This window comes from Azospirillum sp. UENF 112521 (assembly GCF_058780665.1).
Genome location: NZ_JBSNCI010000009.1, coordinates 26,799 through 46,884, shown reverse-complemented (window position 1 = coordinate 46,884; position 20,086 = coordinate 26,799). Strand labels below are relative to the sequence as shown.

Below are 20,086 nucleotides of genomic sequence, written 5' to 3'. Positions count from 1 at the left end.
AGTCGATATTGGTCGCGATTGGTCAGGCCGGATCGATGACGATCACCCGGAAATCGTTGACGTTGGTCCGCGTCGGGCCGGTGATGACCAGATCGCCGAGCGCCTTGAAGAAGCTGTAGCCGTCGTTGTTGGCGAGGAAGGCCTTGGCGTCCAGCCCCATCGCCTCGGCGCGGGCCAGCGTGTCGGGGCGCAGGACGGCGCCGGCATTGTCCTCCGTCCCGTCGATGCCGTCGGTGTCGAAGGCCGCCGCCCGGATGCCGGGATGGCCGTCGAGCGCCACGGCCAGCGCCAGCAGGAATTCGACGTTGCGGCCGCCGCGGCCTTGGCCGCGCACCGTCACCGTGGTCTCGCCGCCGGACAGGATCACGGCGGGCACCGGGGCCGGCTGGCCGTGGCGGGCGGCCTGCCGGGCGATGCCGGCATGGACCTTGGCGACCTCGCGCGATTCGCCCTCGATGGCGTCGCCCAGGATGACGGGGGTGTAGCCGCGGTCGCGGGCCAGCGCCGCCGCCGCCTCCAGCGCGTCCTGCGGGGTGGCGATGATGGTGGTCTCGGCGCCGGCAAGCCGCGGGTCGCCGGGCTTCGGCGTCTCGTCCTCGGCAGCCTCCAGGAAGGCGGCCACGGCGGGCGGCGGGGCGATGCCGTATTTCGCCAGGATGGCGCGGGCGTCGGCGAAGCTGGTCGGGTCGGGCACGGTCGGGCCGCTGGCGATCACCGACGGATCGTCGCCCGGCACGTCGGAGACCAGCAGCGAGACGACGCGCGCCGGGTGGGCCATGGCGGCGAGCCGGCCGCCCTTCACCGCCGACAGGTGCTTGCGCACGCAGTTCATCTCGCCGATGTCGGCGCCGCTCTTCAGCAGCGCCTTGGCGACGGCGCGCTTGTCCTCCAGCGTGATGCCGGGGGCCGGCAGCGCCAGCAGGGCGGAGCCGCCGCCGGAGATCAGGCAGAGCACGAGGTCGTCGGCGGTCAGCCCCTGCACCATGTCGACGATGCGCCGTGCCGCCTCCTGCCCCGCGGCGTCGGGCACCGGGTGGCTGGCCTGCACCACCTCGATCCGCTCGGTCGGCAAATCGTGGTCGTAGCGGGTGACGACGAGGCCGGTCAGCGGCCCCGGCCAGTGGTCTTCCACCGTCTTCGCCATCGCCGCCGCCGCCTTGCCGGCACCGATGACCACCGTGCGGCCCTTCGGCGGCTGCGGCAGGGCTGCCGGCAGCCGGGTCTCGGCGGTCACCGCGGTGAGCGCCGCCTGGAACAGGTCGTGGAGCAGGGCGTCTGAAGCGGGGGCGGCAGCGGGGGCGGTGGCGGTCATGGTCGCTCGGGCGTCGTGGGTGGCTGGGCGCTTAGAATGCACGCGAATGGTTGGCAGGCCAATGGTTTGGGTGGGGCGCCATCATGTGACGGCGCCCCTGACCCCTCACTTCGACCCGACTTCGTGCCCGGCGAGCAGTTCCAGCGCGCGGAGCATGCCGGAATGGTCCCAGGCCGCCCCGCCCTGCGCGGCGCAGGCGTTGAACAGCTGCTGGCAGCTGGCGGTGTGCGGCAACGACAGGTTCAGCGCCTTGGCGCCGCTCAGCGCCAGGTTCAGATCCTTCTGGTGCAGCTCGATGCGGAAGCCGGGGGTGAAGTTGCGGTTGATCATCCGCTCGCCATGGACCTCCAGGATGCGCGAGGAGGCGAAGCCGCCCATCAGCGCCTGACGGACCTTGGCCGGATCGGCCCCGGCCTTGGACGCGAACAGCAGGGCCTCGGCCACTGCCTCGATGGTCAGCGCGACGATGATCTGGTTGGCGACCTTGGTGGTCTGGCCGTCGCCGTTGCCGCCGACCAGCGTGATGTTCTTGCCCATCTTCTCGAACAGCGGCTTGACCGTGTCGAAGGCCTCCTGCGGGCCGCCGACCATGATGGTAAGCGAGGCGGCCTTGGCCCCGACCTCGCCGCCCGACACCGGCGCGTCTAGGTAGGAGCAGCCGAGATCGTTGATGCGCTTGGCGTATTCCTTGGTCTCGATGGGCGAGATCGAGGACATGTCGACCACGATCTTGCCAGCCGACAGGCCGGCGGCGATGCCGTTCTCGCCGAACAGGGCGGCGCCGACATGGGGGGTATCCGGCACCATGGTGATGATGACCTCGGCCGCCGCCGCGACCTCCGCACCGCTCGGGCAGGGGATGGCGCCCTTATCGGTCAGCTCGGCCGGAACCGGCTTGATGTCGTGGACGTAGAGCGTGTGACCGGCGTCCAGCAGATGCCCCGCCATCGGGGTGCCCATGATGCCGAGACCGATGAAACCGACCTTCATGACGATAGTCCTTCTCTTTGAATGGATGAGGGTGCTTCAGGCGTGCGCCGGTTCGGTCCTGTAGGGGGCGAACCAGCCGAGCCCCTCGTCCGTCGTCGTCTTCGGCTTGTATTCGCAGCCGACCCAGCCGCTGTAGCCGATGGCGTCCAGATGCTTGAACAGGAAGGGATAATTGATCTCGCCGGTGCCGGGTTCGAAGCGGCCGGGATTGTCGGCCAGCTGGACATGGGCGATGCGGGCGAGGTTGGCCTCGATGGTGCGGGCCAGATCGCCCTCCATGATCTGCATGTGGTAGATGTCGTACTGCACGAAGAGATTGTCGGAGCCGACCTTGGCGATCAGGTCCAGCGCTTGGCGGGTGCGGGTCAGGTAGAAGCCGGGGATGTCGCGGGTGTTGATCGGCTCGATCAGCAGGCGGATGCCAGCGCCGGCCAGCGCGTCGGCGGCATAGGCGAGGTTGGCGGTCAGCGTGCTTTCGGCGGTGGCGGCGTCGGCGCCTTGCGGCAGGATGCCGACGAGGCAGTTGACCTGTTTGCAGCCCAGCGTGCCGGCATAGTCGATGGCGCGGGCGACGCCGTCGCGGAACTCCTGCACGCGGTCGGGCAGGATGGCGATGCCGCGCTCGCCGCCGCCCCAGTTGCCGGCCGGCAGGTTGTGCAGGACCTGGGTCAGCCCATGCTGGCGCAGCTTCTCCGCCAGCGCGTCGGCGGCGAAATCATAGGGAAACAGATACTCGACCCCACGGAAGCCGGCATCGGCCGCCGCGGCGAATCGGTCGAGGAAGGGATGCTCGTTGTAGAGCATCGTCAGGTTGGCGGCGAACTGCACCATGACCGAACTCCCGGTTACGCAAATCGGCCGCCGAGGATGGAGGGGCGGCCCTTGGGTTGGGAGCTTGACCGCCGCGCAGGCCCCTGAGCCAGTTCGCCGAACGGCTTTTTCACACAGCGGAAAGCGGGGTGCGCGAACGATCGGGCCCTGATCGGCCGTCCAGGGGCGTCGGCGGATGCCGCGGAACCTGATTGACGCATACGTCACCCTGAACTAGGATTTGCACTGCCAATCATCAGCCTGCCCAGCGCCGCCAGAAGCGCGGGTTCGATAACCGGAGGACGTGCCCCTTGACCATGCCCGGCTCCCAGCCCTACACGCATCTGCTGGCCCCGCTCGACCTCGGCTTCACGGTGCTGAAGAACCGGGTGCTGATGGGGTCGATGCACACCGGGCTTGAGGACCGGCGCCGCCATTTCCCGCGGCTGGCCGCCTATTTCGCCGAGCGGGCGCGCGGCGGGGTCGGGCTGATGGTGACCGGCGGCTTCTCGCCGAACGTGGAGGGCTGGCTGTCGCCATTCGGCTCCACCCTTGCGCGGCATGGCGCGGCGCGGGCGCACCGGGTCATCACCGACGCGGTGCATGCCGAAGACGGCAAGATCGCGCTGCAGATCCTGCATGCCGGCCGCTATGCCTACAGCCCACTGTCGGTGGCGCCGTCGCGCATCAAGTCGCCGATCACCCCCTTCACCCCGCGCGCCCTGACCGCCAGAGGGGTGGAGCGCCAGATCCGCGCCTATGTCCGCTGCGCCGAGCTGGCGCGCGAGGCCGGCTATGACGGGGTGGAGGTGATGGGGTCGGAAGGCTACCTGATCAACCAGTTCCTGGTGACCCACACCAACCAGCGCACCGATAAATGGGGCGGGCCTTACGAGAACCGCATGCGCTTCCCGGTGGAGATCGTGTCGCGCATGCGCGAGGCGGTCGGGCGCGACTTCATCATCATCTACCGCCTGTCGATGCTGGACCTGATCCCCGACGGCAGCACATGGGAGGAGGTGGTGCAGCTGGCCCAGGCCATCGAGCGGGCCGGAGCCACCATCATCAACACCGGCATCGGCTGGCACGAGGCGCGGGTGCCGACCATCGCCACCAGCGTGCCGCGCGCCAACTTCGCCTGGGTGACGAGGAAGCTGAAGGACGCGGTGTCGATCCCGCTCTGCACCACCAACCGCATCAACACGCCGGAGGTCGGCGACGCGGTGATCGGCGACGGGCTGGCCGACATGGTGTCGATGGCGCGGCCCTTCCTGGCCGACCCGGACTTCGTCGCCAAGGCGGCGGCGGGCAGGGCGGAGGCGATCAACACCTGCATCGCCTGCAACCAGGCCTGCCTGGACCACATCTTCTCCGGCAAGACGGCGAGCTGTCTGGTCAACCCGCGCGCCTGCCACGAGACGGAGCTGGTGATCACCCCGGCCACCAAACGCAAGCGCGTCGCCGTGGTTGGTGCCGGACCGGCCGGGCTGGCCTGCGCCACCACCGCGGCGGAGCGCGGGCACGAGGTGCACCTGTTCGACGCGGCGGACGAGGTCGGTGGCCAGTTCAACATGGCGAAGCTGATCCCCGGCAAGGAGGAGTTCCACGAGACGCTGCGCTATTTCCGCCACCGGCTGGCGGAGACGGGTGTGGCGCTGCATCTGGGGCGGCGGGTGGGCGCCGACGCGCTGGCCGGCGGCGGCTTCGACGCGGTGGTGCTGGCGACCGGGGTGGTGCCGCGCGACCCGAAGATCCCGGGCCAGGACCATCCGAAGGTGCTGACCTACATCGACGTGCTGCGCGGCGCCAAGCCGGTCGGCCGCCGCGTTGCCGTGGTGGGAGCCGGCGGCATCGGCTTCGACGTCAGCGAATTCCTGGTCCAGGAGCCGCCGTCGCCCAGCCTGGACCCGGCGCTGTGGCGGGCCGAATGGGGGGTTGCCGATCCCGCCGAGGCTCGCGGCGGTGTCGCCGGCATCCGCCCGCATTTGACGCCGCCGGCCCGCGAGGTCGTGCTGCTCCAGCGCAAGGCGAGCAAGCCCGGCGCGGGCTTGGGCAAGACCACCGGCTGGATCCACCGGGCGCAGCTGAAGATGAAGAACATCCAGGCGCTGTCCGGCGTGAATTACGAGCGCATCGACGACGAGGGGCTGACCGTCAGCTTCGGCGAGAAGCGCGAGCGGGTGCAGACGCTGGCGGTGGACAGCATCGTCCTGTGCACCGGGCAGGAGCCGCTGCGTGAGCTGCACGCCCCGCTGGAGGCCGCCGGCATCGCCGTCCACCTGATCGGCGGCGCCGACGTCGCGGCCGAACTGGACGCCAAGCGGGCCATCGCCCAGGGGACGAAGCTCGCGGCGGAGCTGTAGGAGGGGCGGCTCAAGCCTGTTCGGCCGTCATTCCCGCGAGGGGGGATTTACCGCCGTCCCTTCATGGGTCAACAGCCAGCGCTTGCGCTCCACCCCGCCGCCATAGCCGGTCAGCGTGCCATCCGATCCGATCACCCGGTGGCAGGGCACCACGATGCCGACCGGGTTGGCGCCGTTGGCATGTCCCGCCGCCCGCACCGCCGCCGGACGCCCGGCCAGCGCCGCCAGGTCGCGGTAGGTTATGGTCCTGCCGCAGGGAATCCCGCGCAGCGCCGCCCACACTGCGCGCTGGAACGGCGTCCCGCCGGTGCGCACCGGCAGCCGGTCGATGACGGCAAGATCGCCCGCGAAATAGGCATCCATCGCCTGCGTCAACCCGCCCGGATCGCCGGCCGGCCGCAGTTCGTAGCCGCCGGGATGGTGCAGGCGCAGCAGCCTGTGCAGCCGGTCCTCATGGTCGGTCCAGTCGATGGCGCGCAGGGCGCCGTCCCCGTCCGCCACCACGATCAACTCGCCGATGGGCGTCGCGGTGCGGTCGATCAGCAGGCTTGAGAAAGCGGACATCGCGGCATCCCCTATCCCGATTGCACCCTATCTCACTTGCACAGGTGCGCTGCCGAAATTGAAGGCAGCGCTCCGGCGATGCAACCCTTTGATACAGCGCAATTTCCTGTTTCCGCACCCGCGAATTCCCATGCGTTTCTTGCGTGGCGCCGACAAAAGAGGCGCCAAAAGGCTGAGTTGCGTGCAATCCGCATGGCTGGCATGATGAAGTCATGCCTGTCCATACCGTCAGTTTTTGACCGAACAGTCAGCTTTTCCGCCGCCCGTCTCCGTTGGCAGTGCTGGTTGGTTCTCTTGGCACGCGGGTTGCTGATGCTTCGGTAGACACGCCGCTCTGCGACCGAAGGGAAGCCATCCGCCATGACCCTGATCGCTACGCTTGCCACCACCGAAGACCAGTTGGCTTCGCCCTACGCCGACCTGACCCCGGCGATGACGCCGGTGCAGGCGCTGGCCGAGTCGAACCGCTGCCTGTTCTGCTATGACGCGCCCTGCATCAAGGCCTGCCCGACCGGGATCGACATCCCGGCCTTCATCCGCTCCATCGCCACCGGCAACCTGAAGGGCGCCGCGACGACGATCCTGTCGGAGAACATCATGGGTGGCACCTGCGGCCGCGTCTGCCCGACCGAGACGTTGTGCGAGCAGTCTTGCGTCCGCAACCGGGCGGAGGACCGCCCCGTCGCCATCGGCCGGCTGCAACGCCACGCCACCGACCCTCTCATCGACGGCGAGCCGGCCCACCCCTTCGCCCGCGCCGCCGCGACCGGCAAGCGCGTCGCCGTGGTCGGTGCCGGCCCGGCCGGGCTGTCCTGTGCCCACCGCCTCGCCACGCTCGGCCATGAGGTGACGGTGTTCGAGGCGAAGGCGAAATCCGGCGGCCTCAACGAGTACGGCCTTGCCCCCTACAAGATGGCCGACGATTTCGCCCAGCGCGAGGTCGCCTTCATCCTCGGCGTGGGCGGCATCGCGGTGGAGCATGGCCGCAGGCTGGGCGCCGACCTGTCGCTCGACAGCCTGCGCGCCGACTTCGATGCCGTCTTCCTGGGCGTCGGCCTGGGGTCCAACAACCGTCTCGGCATCCCCGGCGAGGAGCGCGCGGGTGTGGAGGACGCCACCGCCTTCATCGAGCGGGTGCGTCAGGCCCTTCCCGGCCAGCCGCCGGCGGTGGGGCGCAGCGTCGTGGTGATCGGCGGCGGCAACACCGCGGTGGACGCCGCGATCCAGGCCAAGCGCCTGGGTGCCGAGGACGTCACCCTGGTCTACCGCCGCGGCCGTGCCCAGATGGGTGCCACCGCCTGGGAACAGGAGTTGGCCCAGACCGAAGGCGTCGTGCTGAAGACCTTCGCCGCCCCTTCGGCAATCGGCGACACCGACATCACCTTCGAACGCACCCGCCTCAGCGACGGTAAGCTGTCCGGCACCGGCGAGACCTTCACCCTCCAGGCCGACATGGTGCTGAAGGCGGTCGGGCAGAAACTGTCGGCCGAGGTGCTCGACGGGCTGCAGATCACCGGCGGCAAGATCGCCATCGACGACACCTACCGTACCACCCTCGCCAAGGTCTGGGCCGGCGGCGACTGCGTCGCCACGGGCGAAGACCTGACGGTCCAGTCCGTGCAGGACGGCAAGCTCGCCGCCCTTGCCATCCACAGCCACCTGACCGCCTGAGGAAAGGGAGCCACATCATGGCCGATCTTCGCAGCACCATCGCCGGCATCCGCTCCCCCAACCCCTTCTGGCTGGCGTCTGCCCCGCCGACCGACAAGGCCTACAACGTCGTCCGCGCCTTCAAGGCGGGCTGGGGCGGTGTCGTCTGGAAGACGCTGGGCGAGGATCCGCCGGTGGTCAACGTCTCCAGCCGCTATGGCGCGCATCTCGACACCGACCGCCGGATGATCGGCTTCAACAACATCGAGCTGATCTCCGACCGGCCGCTGGAGGTCAATCTTCAGGAGATCATCGAGGTCAAGCGCGACTGGCCCGACCGCGCCATGGTCGTCTCGCTGATGGCCCGCATCGAGGAGGAGGCCTGGGCCAACCTCGCCCGCCGCATCGCTGAGACGGGGGCAGCCGACGGGCTGGAACTCAACCTCGGCTGCCCGCACGGCATGTGCGAGCGCGGCATGGGCTCCGCCATCGGGCAGGTGCCGGAGATGGTGGAGCAGGTCACCCGCTGGGTGAAGAACGCCGTCAACCTGCCGGTGATCGTCAAGCTGACCCCCAACATCACCAACATCCTGTGGTCGGCCGAGGCGGCCAGGCGCGGCGGCGCTGATGCCGTGTCGCTGATCAACACCGTCAACTCCATCGTCGCGGTCGATCTCGACGCCATGGCGCCGACCCCGGTGGTCGACGGCAAGGGCAGCCATGGCGGCTATTGCGGCCCGGCGGTGAAGCCCATCGCGCTCAACATGGTGGCGGAGATCGCCCGCAACCCGGACACGCGCGGCCTGCCGGTCAGCGGCATCGGCGGCGTCGCCACATGGCGCGACGCGGCGGAGTTCCTGGCGCTGGGCGCCACCAACGTGCAGGTCTGCACCGCCGCCATGACCTACGGCTTCAAGATCGTCGAGGACATGATCGGCGGCCTGTCCAACTGGATGGACGAGAAGGGATACCGGACGCTGGACGAGCTGAGCGGCCGTGCCGTGCGCAACGTCGTCAACTGGAACGACCTGAACATGAACTTCTCGACCAAGGCGGTGATCGACCCCGCCTTGTGCATCGATTGCGGCCGCTGCCACATCGTCTGCGAGGACACCTCGCACCAGGCGATCCGCATCGATGCAGGCGAGGGCCGCCGCGTCTTCACCGTGGTCAACGAGGAGTGCGTCGGCTGCAACCTGTGCAGCCATGTCTGCCCGGTGCCGGACTGCATCACCATGGTGCCGGAGCACACCGACCTGCCCTATGTCACCTGGCCCAACGACGCCCGCAACCCGATGCGCGTCCCCGAAGCCGCCGCCGAATAAAACGCCGCCGAACAAGAACGACGTTCAGGAGAGAGCAACATGTCCACCCCGCAGAATGTCGCCGTGAACGGCTCGCGCCTGTGGCAGAGCCTGATGGACATGGCGCAGATCGGCGCCACGCCCAAGGGCGGCGTGTGCCGGCTGGCGCTGACCGACCTCGACAAACAGGGCCGCGACCTGTTCGTGCGTTGGTGCGAGGAGGCCGGCTGTACGATTTCGGTCGACAGGATGGGCAACATCTTCGCCCGCCGCCCCGGCCGGGACGACAGCCTGCCCCCGGTCATCATGGGCAGCCATCTCGACAGCCAGCCGACCGGCGGCAAGTATGACGGCGTCTATGGCGTGCTGGCCGGGCTGGAGGTGGTGCGCAGCCTGAACGACATGAACTACGTCACCGAGGCCCCGGTGGAGGTCGCGGTCTGGACCAACGAAGAGGGCTCGCGCTTCGCCCCGGCCATGGTGTCGTCCGGCGTCTTCGCCGGGGTGTTCGATCTGGACTACGGCCTGTCGCGCGCCGACCTCGACGGCAAGACGATGGGCGAGGAGCTGGCCCGCATCGGCTATGCCGGCGACCGGGAGGTCGGCGGGCGCAAGGTCGGCGCCTATTTCGAGGCCCACATCGAGCAGGGTCCGATCCTGGAGATCGAGGGCAAGACCATCGGCGTCGTCACCGATTGCCAGGGCCAGCGCTGGTACGAGATCACCTTCACCGGCCAGGAGGCCCATGCCGGCCCGACCCCGATGGTCCGCCGCAAGGACGCCCTGCTGGGCGCCGCCCGCGTGGTCGATGCGGTCAACCGCATCGGCATGAAGTACGGCCCGCTCGCCTGCGCCACGGTCGGGCTGATGCAGATCCACCCCAACAGTCGCAACGTCATCCCCGGCCGCGTCTTCTTCACCGTCGATTTCCGCCATCCGGACGACGCCATCCTTGCCGCCATGGACGGCGAGCTGCGCGCCGAGGTGGAGCGCATCGCCGGCGAGATCGGGCTGGAGACCGACTTCCAGCAGATCTGGTACTACGCCCCGATCAAGTTCGACGAGACCTGCGTCGCCGCCGTCCGCAAGGGGGTGGAGCGCACCGGCCACAGCTTCCGCGACATCGTCTCGGGCGCCGGCCACGACGCCTGCTACCTGTCGAAGGTCGCGCCGACGGCGATGGTCTTCATCCCCTGCATCGACGGCATCAGCCACAACGAGGTCGAGGAGACGACCCCGGAATGGTCGACCGCCGGCTGCGAGGTGCTGCTGCACGCGGTGCTCGACCGCGCGAATGCCATGGCGGAAGTGAGCCCTCTCCCCCCGGGGAGAGGGTTGGGTGAGGGGGACGCATTGCGTGGAGTCGGTGAGCGAACGGAACTTTCCATTCCTTGTTGATCCACGCCGTGCATCCCCCTCACCCTGACCCTCTCCCCGGGGGAGAGGGGATTAGCCCCGGCAATGAACGAGTGGTTATCAAAGCGATGGCGCGAACGGCTGCCGACACCGTAGAATCCTCCCCGTCCCAAGGACGCATCCGGCGCGAGAACGTCGAGCGCATCCTGAAGGCGGCCGAGCGCGTCTTCGCCGAGGCCGGCTTCGCCGGCGCCACCATGGCCGACATCGCCGAACGGGCCGGCCTGCCCAAGGCCAACCTGCATTACTATTTCGGCACCAAGGACGATCTCTACCGCGCGGTGCTCGACAACATCCTGCGGCTGTGGCTTGCGCCCATCGCCTCCTTCACCCCGGACGCCGATCCGGTGGAGACCCTGACCGCCTATGTCAGCGCCAAGATGGAGGCGTCGCGCACGCGGCCGCATGCTTCCAAGGTCTTCGCCAACGAGATTCTGCATGGCGGCACCCAGGTCGAGCATTTCCTGGCCGAAGACCTGAAAGCGCTGGTCGACGCCAAGGCGGCGGTGATCGACGGCTGGGTCGCCGCCGGCCGCATGGCCCCGGTCGATGCCCGCCAGTTCCTGTTCATGATCTGGGCGGTGACCCAGCATTACGCCGACTTCGACGTGCAGATCCGCAAGGTTCTGGGCCGCCGCACCCTGACCCGCCAGGACTTCGCCGCCATGACGGCGGAGGTGCTGCGGCTGGTCCTGCGCGCCGCCGGCCTGCCGGAGCCCGAAATCGCCGAAACGCCCACCGACTCCGTCCCATCCATTTCCTGAGGGAGCGCCCGAGCATGCCCACCATCCTGATCCGTGGCGGCACCGTCGTCACCGCCGAGCAAACCCGCCGCGCCGACGTCCTCTGCCAGGACGGCCTCATCACCGCGGTGGGCGACGCTCTCGACGTGCCGGCGGGGGCCGAGGTGGTGGATGCCGGCGGCTGCTACGTCATGCCCGGCGGCATCGATCCGCACACCCACATGGAACTGCCCTTCATGGGCACGGTGACGACGGAGGATTTCTTCAGCGGCACCGCCGCCGGCTTCGCCGGGGGGACGACGACGATCATCGACTTCGTCATTCCCAACCCGAAGCAGAGCCTGATGGAGGCCTATCACACCTGGCGCGGCTGGGCGGAGAAGGCGGCCGGCGACTACAGCTTCCACGTCGCCGTGACGTGGTGGGACGAGAGCGTGCGGCAGGACATGGGCACGCTGGTCGCCGACCATGGCGTGAACAGCTTCAAGCACTTCATGGCCTACAAGAACGCCATCATGGCCGACGACGAGACGCTGGTGAACAGCTTCCAGCGCTGCCTGGAGCTGGGCGCCATCCCCACCGTCCATGCCGAGAACGGCGAGCTGGTCTTCCAGCTCCAGAAGAAGCTGCTGGCCCAGGGCCTGACCGGGCCTGAGGCGCACCCGCTCTCCCGCCCGCCGGAGGTCGAGGGCGAGGCCGCCAACCGCGCCATCCAGGTGGCGAAGGTGTTCGGCGTGCCGGTCTACATCGTCCATGTCTCGGCCAAGGAGGCGCTGGCCGCCATCGAGCGCGGCCAGAACGACGGCCAGCGCGTGTTCGGCGAGGTGCTGGCCGGCCATCTGCTGATCGACGACGGGGTCTACCGCAGCCCCGACAGGGACTTCGCCGCCGGCCATGTCATGAGCCCGCCCTTCCGCCCGAAGGAGCATCAGGACGCGCTGTGGCGCGGTCTCCAGGCCGGTCACCTGCACACCACCGCCACCGACCATTGCTGTTTCTGCGCGGAGCAGAAGGCGATGGGCCGCAACGACTTCACCAAGATCCCGAACGGCACGGCGGGCATCGAGGACCGCATGACCGCGCTGTGGACGCACGGGGTCAACACCGGCCGGCTGACGATGAACGAGTTCGTCGCGGTGACCTCCGCCAACGCCGCGAAGATCTTCAACCTCTACCCGCGCAAGGGCTCGGTCAGTGTCGGGGCCGATGCCGATCTGGTGGTGTGGGATCCGAAGGCGACCAAGACCATCTCGGCCAAGACCCAGATGCAGAAGGTCGGCCTGAACATCTTCGAGGGCATGACCGTCACCGGCACCCCGGTCTACACGCTGAGCCAGGGCCGCATCGTCCATGCGCTGGGCGAGAGCCGCGCGGTGCGCGGCGCCGGCCGCTACATCAACCGCCCTGCCTTCCCCCCGGTCTACGAGGCGGTGCAGAAGCGCAATGCGTTGAACGTCCCGGTGGCGGTGGAGCGGTAAAGCGGCACCGCACCAGGATCCCCTCTCCCCCCGGGGAGAGGGCTAGGGTGAGGGGGACGCACTGCGGGACCTTTGTGGAAATCCTGCCGCGCTTCCCTCTCACCCCGACCCTCTCCCCGCTTTCGGCGGATCTTCGATCCGCCTGTCGCGTCAGCGCAAACGAAGTTTGCGCATGAGCGGGGGAGAGGGAGTGGTCAGCTTCCCCCGATCACCCCACCGAGCTGGCGAACAGGAAGTTCTCCGCCGTCAGGCTGTTGCGGTCGACGCCCATCAGCTTGATCGAGTTGAACGCACCCAGGTCGATGGACAGGTCGGCGCCGTCCTGCGTCGAGTGGGTCAGCACGCTGTTCAGGCTGGTGAAGCCGCTGATGCTGCGGATGTCGATCACATCGCCGCCGGTGCCGGCCTGGAAGTCGCCGATGACGTCCCAGCCGTCGCTGGCATGCTGGACGAAGGTGTCGCGCCCGGCGCCGCCGATCATGTAGTCGTTGCCGGCATTGCCGGTGATGGTGTCGTTGCCGCTGCCGCCGGCCAGATACTCGCCGGCCGAGGTGCCGGTGATGGTCTGGCCCGGCGTGCCGCCGGTCGAACCACCTGTGCTGCCGCCGCCCGTGCTGCCGCCGATGGCGGTGAAGGAGAAGTTGGCGGCGGTCAGGCTGCTGCGGGTGACGTTGGCGAGGATGGCGCTGTTGTTGCCGTCGAAATTCACGACGGTGTTGGCGCCGTCCTGCACGGTGACGGCCATCACCGAGGCGAAGTCCTTGAAGCCGCCCCAGCCCGCGACGTTCAGCACGTCGCCGCCGCTGCCGGCCTGGAAGTCGCCGACATAGTCCCAGCCGTCGCCCGGCTTGAAGACGAAAATGTCGCTGCCGGCGCCGCCGGTCATGTAGTCGTTGCCGGCGTTGCTGATGATGGTGTCGTTGCCGCTGCCGCCGGTGAGATAGTCGCGGCCGTCGGTGCCGGTCAGCGTCTGGCCGCCCGTGCTGCCCGTCCCACCGCCGGTGTTGCCGCCTCCGGTGTTGCCGCCCCCCGTATCGCCACCGCCGGTCGAGCCGCTCCCCTGGCCCAGCGTGATGGTGTTGCCGGACAGGCTGATGTTGGACGCGGCGAAGCTGCCGGCGATGCGCAGGGTCAGGTCGGAGCCGGCGGTGCCGTCGAGCCCGACATGGACCAGCGTGACGCCGTTCACCGTCTCCGCCTGTACCTTGCCGGCGGTCAGCGTGCTGCCGTTGCCGCTGCCGACCGTCCCCGACAGCGCGGCGCCGACGATGGCGAAGGCGTCGCCGGTTGCCGCACCGGTGATGCTGCCGAAGCCGTTGCCCTGGGCCGCGGTCATCGTCACGGTGTGGCGCTGGCTGCCGGTGAGGGCCAGCGTCTCTACGCTGGTCAGCGTCATGCCGCTGATGTCGATCTTCGGCGAGGCGACGTCGTTGTAATATTCGAGATTGTAGCCGTTGTAGCTGGTCAGGTTGTCCGACCGCAGCTCCAGCGTGTCGGTGCCCGCACCGCCGTCGAAGCTGACCGTCCCGGCGTCATACTGGCTGACCACGATGTAGCGGTCGTTGCCGGCATCGCCATAGATCAGGTCGGCCTGGGTCTGGGCGTAGCTGCCCGAGCTGACGATGCCGGCGAGAATGGTGTCGTCGCCGTCGCCGCCATAGACGGTGTCGCGCTCCCAATCGCCCTTCAGCAGGTCGTTGCCGGCATCGCCGTAGATCAGGTCGGCACCGCCGCCGCCGGCCACCGTGTCGTTGCCCAGTTCGCCATGCAGTTGGTCGTTGTCGGCGCGGCCGTACATCAGGTCGTTGCCGCCGCCGCCGAAGACGCTGTCGTTGCCGTCGCCGGCCTCCAGCGTGTCGTTGCCGGCGCCGCCATGCTCGACGTCGTTGCCGCCATGGCCCCAGAACCACACGGCGGTGTCGCCGGCGGTCAGGCTGTCGGCATATTCGGAGCCGATCCAGCGCTGGATGTTGACGAAGGTGTCGCCCGCCGCCTCGCCGGTGTTGTTGGCGCCGTTGGTCAGGTCGAGCGTCAGGCCGCTGGTGGCGTTCTCGTAGGTGACGATGTTGAAGCCGCTGCCGCCGACATAGTGATCGGCGCCCAGACCGCCGTTCATGGTGTCGCCGGCCGACTGGCCCGTATTGCCGCCGCCGACCAGCGTGTCGTTGCCGATGCCGCCGATCAGGCTGTCGTTGCCGGTGCCGCCGACGATGCTGTCGTTGCCGGCCAGCCCGTTGATGGTGTTGCCGCTGTTGTCGCCGATCAGCGTGTCGTTGCCGCTGGTGGCGGTGCCGCTGTAGCCGAGCCGGTGCGGCCAGGCCTCGGCACCGGCGAACGGGCGGGCCGCCAGGATCGGGCCGGTCACCACGTCGAGGTCCCAGGAGGCACCCTGGTCGGCATGACCCACCGGGTGGCTGGCGGCGGCGACGCGGGCACCGGTGACGGCGGCCAGACGCTCGACGAAGCGGCGGCCGTTGCCTCCGGCGCCGACGTCGCAGGCATGGATCAGGATCTCGCAGCCGGTCGCATCGGGCCAGCGGCGGTCGAACAGGGCGCTGGTGTCGAGCGGCGTCGCTCCCAGCTTCACAACACCGGGCGCGCCATGGGCGATCAGGTGGACCGCCGCCGGGCCTGCCTCGCGGGCGGCCTCCAGGGCGTCGGCCAGCAGGCCCAGGGCGTCCTCGTCCGCGGCGACCCGGACCACCGTCACGTCCGGCGCGTGCCGGCCGATCAGCGCATCGATGTCGGCCAGAGCGGCGTCGGCAAGAATGATCCCGTGCATGAAAACCCCTTTCTGGGGAATTGTTGGAAGTCGTTTGCGCGTTCTGTGATGTACGGGATCATGTCCACCAAACAACGTCCAATAAGCCCATCATTCCTTGGGAAGCATCCACTCCGGCCGGGCGATCTGTTTTCTCCGTCATAGCGAAAGCGGTGCGGTCTCTTCCGATTTCGACGCCATCCGGCCGGTCGGGCTTGTTGCGGCGGCTTGCCACTCTTTTTCCAGATTGGGGGGTATTACTCGAAAACTACCCCCAATTCGGGAGGGGCCGGCGCGGCTGGGCGGGGAAAGCGCACAAAAAACAGGGCCATCGGGAAAACCCGATGGCCCAGTCCAGGAGAGAAGTCGTTCAGGGGTGCGGGAGCGCCGCCTGTTTCCCGGTCCGCCTCAGTGCATCAGCATGCGCGGCAGCCACAGCGAGAAGGCCGGGACATAGGTGACCAGCAGAAGTGCGACGAAGAGCGCCCCGTAGAAGGGCGTGATGGAGCGCATCACCTCGCCCACCGACACGCCGCCGATGGCGCAGCCGATGAACTGGGTGGTGCCGACCGGCGGGGTGTTCAGGCCCAGCGCGCAGTTGATCAGCATGACGATGCCGAACTGGACCGGGTCCATGCCGTACTGCATGGCGATCGGCAGGAAGATCGGCGTGCAGATCAGGATGGTGCTGGCCATGTCCATGAAGGTGCCCAGCAGGAACAGGATGATGTTGATCAGCAGGAAGATCATCAGCGGGTTGGTCGACACGCCGGCCAGCAGCTCGCCGGTCATGTCCGCCACCTCGTAGAGACCCATGAGGTACTGGAACATGGTCGACACGCCGATCAGCAGCAGCACCACGCCGGTGGTCTTCACCGTCTTGGCGGCGGCGGCCAGGAACTTCTCCCAGCTCAGCGTGCGGTAGACGAAGGTGGTCAGCAGCAGCGCGTAGATCACGGCCACCGAGGCCAACTCGGTCGCGGTGAACACGCCGGTGGTGATGCCGGCCAGGATGATGACGACGATCAGCAGGCCCGGCGCCGCGGCGGCGAAGGAATGCGCCAGGATGTCCCAGCCGGGGAAGGTCCCCTTGGGATAGCCGCGCTTCACCGCGACGTAATAGGCCGCACCCAGGTTGCAGACCATCAGCAGCAGCGCCGGCATCAGGCCCGCGGCGATCAGCGCGCCGATGGACGCCTTTCCGCCGGCGGCCAGCGCGTAGATGATCATGTTGTGGCTGGTCGGCATCAGCGCGCCGACGAGTGCGGCGTGGGTGGTGACGTTGACCGCGTAATCGGCGTGGTAGCCTTCCCGCTTCATCATCGGGATCATCACGGCGCCCATGGCCGACACGTCGGCGACCGGCGATCCGGCGACGCCGCCGAACAGCGTGCAGGCCACCACGTTGGACATGCCGAGCCCGCCGCGGATGTGGCCGACCATGCTCTTGGCCGCGGTGACGATCTTGTCGGCGACGCCGCCGTGCAGCATCAGTTCGCCGGAGAAGACGAAGAAGGGAATGGCCAGGAACGAGAAGACGTTCATGCCCGACATCATCTGCTGGAAGACCACCGCGACCGGCAGGCCTTCATAGAGGATGGTGCAGAGCGCCGACAGGCCGATGGCGAAGGCGACCGGAATGCCGAGGATGAGGAAGCCGAAGAAGGTGATGGACAGGATGGTCAGTTCCATGACGGCTTGACCTCCTCGCCGCGCACGATGGCGACGATATGCTCGATGGAGAAGAGAACGATCAGCACGCCCGACAGCACCAGCGGCACATAGCGCACGGCTTCGGAGACATGCAGGTTCGGGATGGTGTAGGAGGCGACGGAGCTGCCCAGGATCCAGCCATTGTAGGCCATGCAGGCGCCGAAGATGCCGACCAGGGCGTAGATCAGCACGTCCATCTTGCGGCGTGCGCTGTCCGACAGCATCACCAGCAGCGATTCCAGCCCGATATGGCCGGCATCGCGGACGCCGACGGCGGCGCCGATCAGCGTGACGTAGAGCACCAGCACGATGGCCAGGCTTTCCGCCCAGGTCGGCGAGCTGTTCAGCACATAGCGGCCGAACACCTGATAGAAGACGACGCACACGATCATCATCAGGCCGATGATGGCGGCATACATGCCGGTTTTGGCCAGCGCCGCGTTCATGCGGGTCAACCAGCCAGCCGCATGCGGCGGGCTGACGTCCATTGCTTGCAGCTCGATATCCATGCTGCGGCTCCCCACTCCTGAGACCCCGGCGGAGCGCGGTCCGTCCCGGACGGGACGAAGCCGCGCGCCGCCTTGTTCTTGGCGTTACAGAAAGGTCGTTACTTGGTTTCCTGGACGCGCTGGACGAGGCTCTGCAGCTTCGGCGTGTTCGCGAACTGGGTGTAGACCGGCTTCATGGCGTCGATGAATTCCTGCTTGTTCGGAACCTCGACGATCTGGGCGCCGGCCTGGGTCACGATCTCCTTGGACTTCAGCTCGCGCTCGTCCCACAGCTTGCGCATGTAGGGCACGGAGTCCTTGGCGGCCTTGCGGACCGTGGCCTGATCGTCCTTCGACAGGCGGTCCCAGGCGACTTTGGAGAAGACCAGCACTTCCGGCGCCATCGCGTGTTCGGTCAGGGTGAAGTACTTGGCCGCCTCGAAGTGGCGGGAGGATTCGTAGGACGGGTAGTTGTTCTCGGCGGCATCGACGATGCCGGTCTTCAGCGCGGTGTAGACCTCGCCGAAGGGCATCGGCGTGGCGTTGGCGCCCAGCGCCTGGATCATGGCGACGAACAGGTCGGACTGCTGGACGCGGATCTTGGCGCCCTTCATGTCGGCCAGAGTCTTGTAGGGCTTGGCGGCCGAATACATGCTGCGCGAGCCGCTGTCGTAGAAGGCGAGGCCGATCATGCCCTGGCTTTCCATCGCCGCCAGGATCTCGTCGCCGATCGGGCCGTCCAGGACGCGGCGCATGTGGCCGGTGTCGCGGAAGATGAAGGGCAGTGCCGTGACCATCGTCTCCGGCACCACGTTGTTCAGCGGCGCCACGTTGATGCGCATCATCTCCAGCGCACCGATCTTCAGCTGCTCGATGGTGTCCTTTTCGGTGCCGAGCGCGCCGTTCGGGAACACCTTGATGCCGAGCTTGCCGTTGCTGCGCTCAGCCACCAGCTTGCCGACATAGCGGACCGCCTCGACGGTCGGGTAGTCGGTCGGGTGGATGTCGGCGGACCGGAAGTCGCGCGCGTCGGCCGGCGCAGACAGCATCGGGGTGGCCAGGATGCCGCAGACGGCACAGGCGGCCAGCAGCGCGGTGCGGACCGAAGTCAGCGAAAACTTCATAGGTTCTCCTCCTGATGGTGGGGACGAAGCCTGTTGCGGCCCGTCCTTTCTTGTTCTGGCGTTGCCCGTTGGCCTGAAGGCGACGGGCCGCCCTGCACACTCGACAGCACGTACCGTGGACCGGTGACAGACGAAGCGTGGAAGGTGGGACTTGCGGCGGCCGGATTTCGCAGCGCTGCGACAGCGCGGCGCGCGACCGGGCACCATGCATGGCCGACACCGGCCCTGCCCCCCATCCTCCTTCAGCCCCCCGGCTAACCTTGCGCCGCCCCCTGTTCACTGTACTTAGGATATTAGTATATCAATCTGCGCGCAACCCTGAAAGTTCAAAGCGGCAACAACCGTTCGGACTTTATTGCGATCAGGATTGCGGGGAGAGGGACAAAGTGACTGGCGGGGCGGGTTTCGGCCAGACCACGGATCGCCGCAGGGGGGCGGGTGCGACATTCGGCCCCAGCGTCCGCCGCAGCCAGCCCCCCAGTACTCGGATGCGGCGCCGAACTCCTTCAGTCGGTCAGGCGTGACCGTTCACCAGGGGCCACACCTCCAGGGCGCCGCGATAGATCATGTGCAGGGCGACATAGAGGATGATGGCGAGGCCGACATAGGCCAGCCAGCGGTGCTTGTGCAGGATGCGGGCGATGAAGCTGGCGGCGAGGCCCATCAGGGCGATCGACAGGGTCAGGCCGATGACCAGCACCCCCAGATGCTCGCGCGCCGCACCGGCGACGGCCAGCACATTGTCGAGCGACATCGACACGTCGGCGACGACGATCTGCCAGACCGCCTGACCCAGCGTCTTGCGCGGGCCGGCCGCCGCGGCGTCATCGTTCTCCAGCAACTCGACCGCCTCGTCCTCCTCATTGGACTGGCGCAGCTCGCGCCACATCTTCCAGCAGACCCACAGCAGCAGCACGCCGCCGGCCAGCAGCAGCCCGATGATCTGGAGAAGCTGGGTGGTGACGGCGGCGAAGCCGATGCGCAGCACGGTGGCGGCCAGGATGCCGATCAGGATCGCCTTGCCGCGCTGGTCCTTCGGCAGGCCGGCGGCGGCCAGACCGATGACGATGGCGTTGTCGCCGGCCAGCACCAGATCGATCATGATGACCTGGAGCAGCGCGAACAGCGCGTCGGTGGTGAAGAGTTCCGTCATTTGGGCACGAGTCCTCGCATCACGATCAGTGTGGGAGGAGAGGCCGCACGGGGTCTTCCGATGACCGGCCGGGCCGCGCCGATGGCGTCGGACGGGAAGCGCCGGTCAAGGGCAAAAGGCGCGGGCCGCTCCTGATGTTCCCAGTCCGACATCGCAACCGGTGAAGGTTGCCAGAGGGGCCCGGCCTGGTTCTGGCGCTTTACGCCAAAGCTGTGGA

15 protein-coding genes are annotated in these 20,086 nt (G+C 68.1%); 6 read left to right on the top strand and 9 right to left on the bottom strand.

The annotated features are described in order from the left end of the window. Positions 1–22 precede the first annotated feature (22 nt). From ACWPN8_RS31780 to hyi, 3 genes are all read right to left on the bottom strand, one after another. On the bottom strand, positions 23–1,312 hold the full coding sequence (locus tag ACWPN8_RS31780; protein ID WP_492243703.1) for a glycerate kinase type-2 family protein: 1,290 nt from the start codon (positions 1,310–1,312) through the stop codon (positions 23–25). Between the two features lie 105 nt (positions 1,313–1,417). Next, positions 1,418–2,302, bottom strand: a complete 885-nt coding sequence (gene glxR, locus ACWPN8_RS31775) for a 2-hydroxy-3-oxopropionate reductase (RefSeq protein WP_492243702.1) — start codon at positions 2,300–2,302, stop codon at positions 1,418–1,420. A 36-nt stretch (positions 2,303–2,338) separates the two neighbouring features. After that, the gene (hyi, locus tag ACWPN8_RS31770) at positions 2,339–3,133 is read right to left on the bottom strand and encodes a hydroxypyruvate isomerase (RefSeq protein WP_492243701.1); all 795 of its coding nucleotides are present in this window, start codon (positions 3,131–3,133) and stop codon (positions 2,339–2,341) included. Between the two features lie 296 nt (positions 3,134–3,429). On the opposite strand from hyi, the gene ACWPN8_RS31765 reads away from it, so the two are divergent. Continuing rightward, on the top strand, positions 3,430–5,475 hold the full coding sequence (locus tag ACWPN8_RS31765; RefSeq protein WP_492244002.1) for an oxidoreductase: 2,046 nt from the start codon (positions 3,430–3,432) through the stop codon (positions 5,473–5,475). A gap of 27 nt (positions 5,476–5,502) precedes the next feature. Here ACWPN8_RS31765 and ogt read toward each other — a convergent pair whose 3' ends face one another. After that, on the bottom strand, positions 5,503–6,039 hold the full coding sequence (gene ogt / locus ACWPN8_RS31760) for a methylated-DNA--[protein]-cysteine S-methyltransferase (protein ID WP_492243700.1): 537 nt from the start codon (positions 6,037–6,039) through the stop codon (positions 5,503–5,505). Positions 6,040–6,399: 360 nt separating this feature from the next. Between ogt and ACWPN8_RS31755 the strand changes: the two genes are divergently transcribed. From ACWPN8_RS31755 to hydA, 5 genes are all read left to right on the top strand, one after another. After that, positions 6,400–7,710 carry an NAD(P)-dependent oxidoreductase gene (locus ACWPN8_RS31755; RefSeq protein WP_492243699.1) on the top strand — a complete coding sequence of 437 codons (1,311 nt, stop codon included), beginning with the start codon at positions 6,400–6,402 and terminating at the stop codon, positions 7,708–7,710. A gap of 17 nt (positions 7,711–7,727) precedes the next feature. Then, on the top strand, positions 7,728–9,014 hold the full coding sequence (gene preA / locus ACWPN8_RS31750) for an NAD-dependent dihydropyrimidine dehydrogenase subunit PreA (RefSeq protein WP_492243698.1): 1,287 nt from the start codon (positions 7,728–7,730) through the stop codon (positions 9,012–9,014). 39 nt (positions 9,015–9,053) lie between these two features. Next, entirely contained in the window at positions 9,054–10,391 is a 1,338-nt protein-coding gene (locus ACWPN8_RS31745) for a Zn-dependent hydrolase (protein WP_492243697.1), read from the top strand. 86 nt (positions 10,392–10,477) lie between these two features. Beyond that, complete coding sequence (locus ACWPN8_RS31740) at positions 10,478–11,173, top strand: TetR/AcrR family transcriptional regulator (RefSeq protein ID WP_492243696.1); 696 nt, start codon at positions 10,478–10,480, stop codon at positions 11,171–11,173. A gap of 14 nt (positions 11,174–11,187) precedes the next feature. Then, positions 11,188–12,630 carry a dihydropyrimidinase gene (gene hydA / locus ACWPN8_RS31735; RefSeq protein WP_492243695.1) on the top strand — a complete coding sequence of 481 codons (1,443 nt, stop codon included), beginning with the start codon at positions 11,188–11,190 and terminating at the stop codon, positions 12,628–12,630. A 208-nt stretch (positions 12,631–12,838) separates the two neighbouring features. Here the strand turns inward: hydA and ACWPN8_RS31730 are convergent, their stop codons facing one another. The 5 genes from ACWPN8_RS31730 to ACWPN8_RS31710 form a co-directional block, all read right to left on the bottom strand. After that, complete coding sequence (locus ACWPN8_RS31730) at positions 12,839–15,412, bottom strand: DUF4347 domain-containing protein (protein ID WP_109096367.1); 2,574 nt, start codon at positions 15,410–15,412, stop codon at positions 12,839–12,841. Positions 15,413–15,799: 387 nt separating this feature from the next. After that, a complete protein-coding gene (locus ACWPN8_RS31725; protein WP_492243694.1) occupies positions 15,800–17,083 on the bottom strand; it encodes a TRAP transporter large permease in 1,284 nt (427 codons plus the stop codon). Further along, positions 17,074–17,613, bottom strand: a complete 540-nt coding sequence (locus tag ACWPN8_RS31720; protein ID WP_174474888.1) for a TRAP transporter small permease — start codon at positions 17,611–17,613, stop codon at positions 17,074–17,076. Before ACWPN8_RS31720 ends, ACWPN8_RS31725 begins: the two co-directional genes overlap by 10 nt. 98 nt (positions 17,614–17,711) lie before the next feature. Continuing rightward, positions 17,712–18,716, bottom strand: a complete 1,005-nt coding sequence (locus tag ACWPN8_RS31715; protein WP_098735923.1) for a TRAP transporter substrate-binding protein — start codon at positions 18,714–18,716, stop codon at positions 17,712–17,714. A gap of 514 nt (positions 18,717–19,230) precedes the next feature. Next, the gene (locus tag ACWPN8_RS31710) at positions 19,231–19,869 is read right to left on the bottom strand and encodes a TerC family protein (RefSeq protein WP_492243693.1); all 639 of its coding nucleotides are present in this window, start codon (positions 19,867–19,869) and stop codon (positions 19,231–19,233) included. Positions 19,870–20,086: the final 217 nt, after the last annotated feature.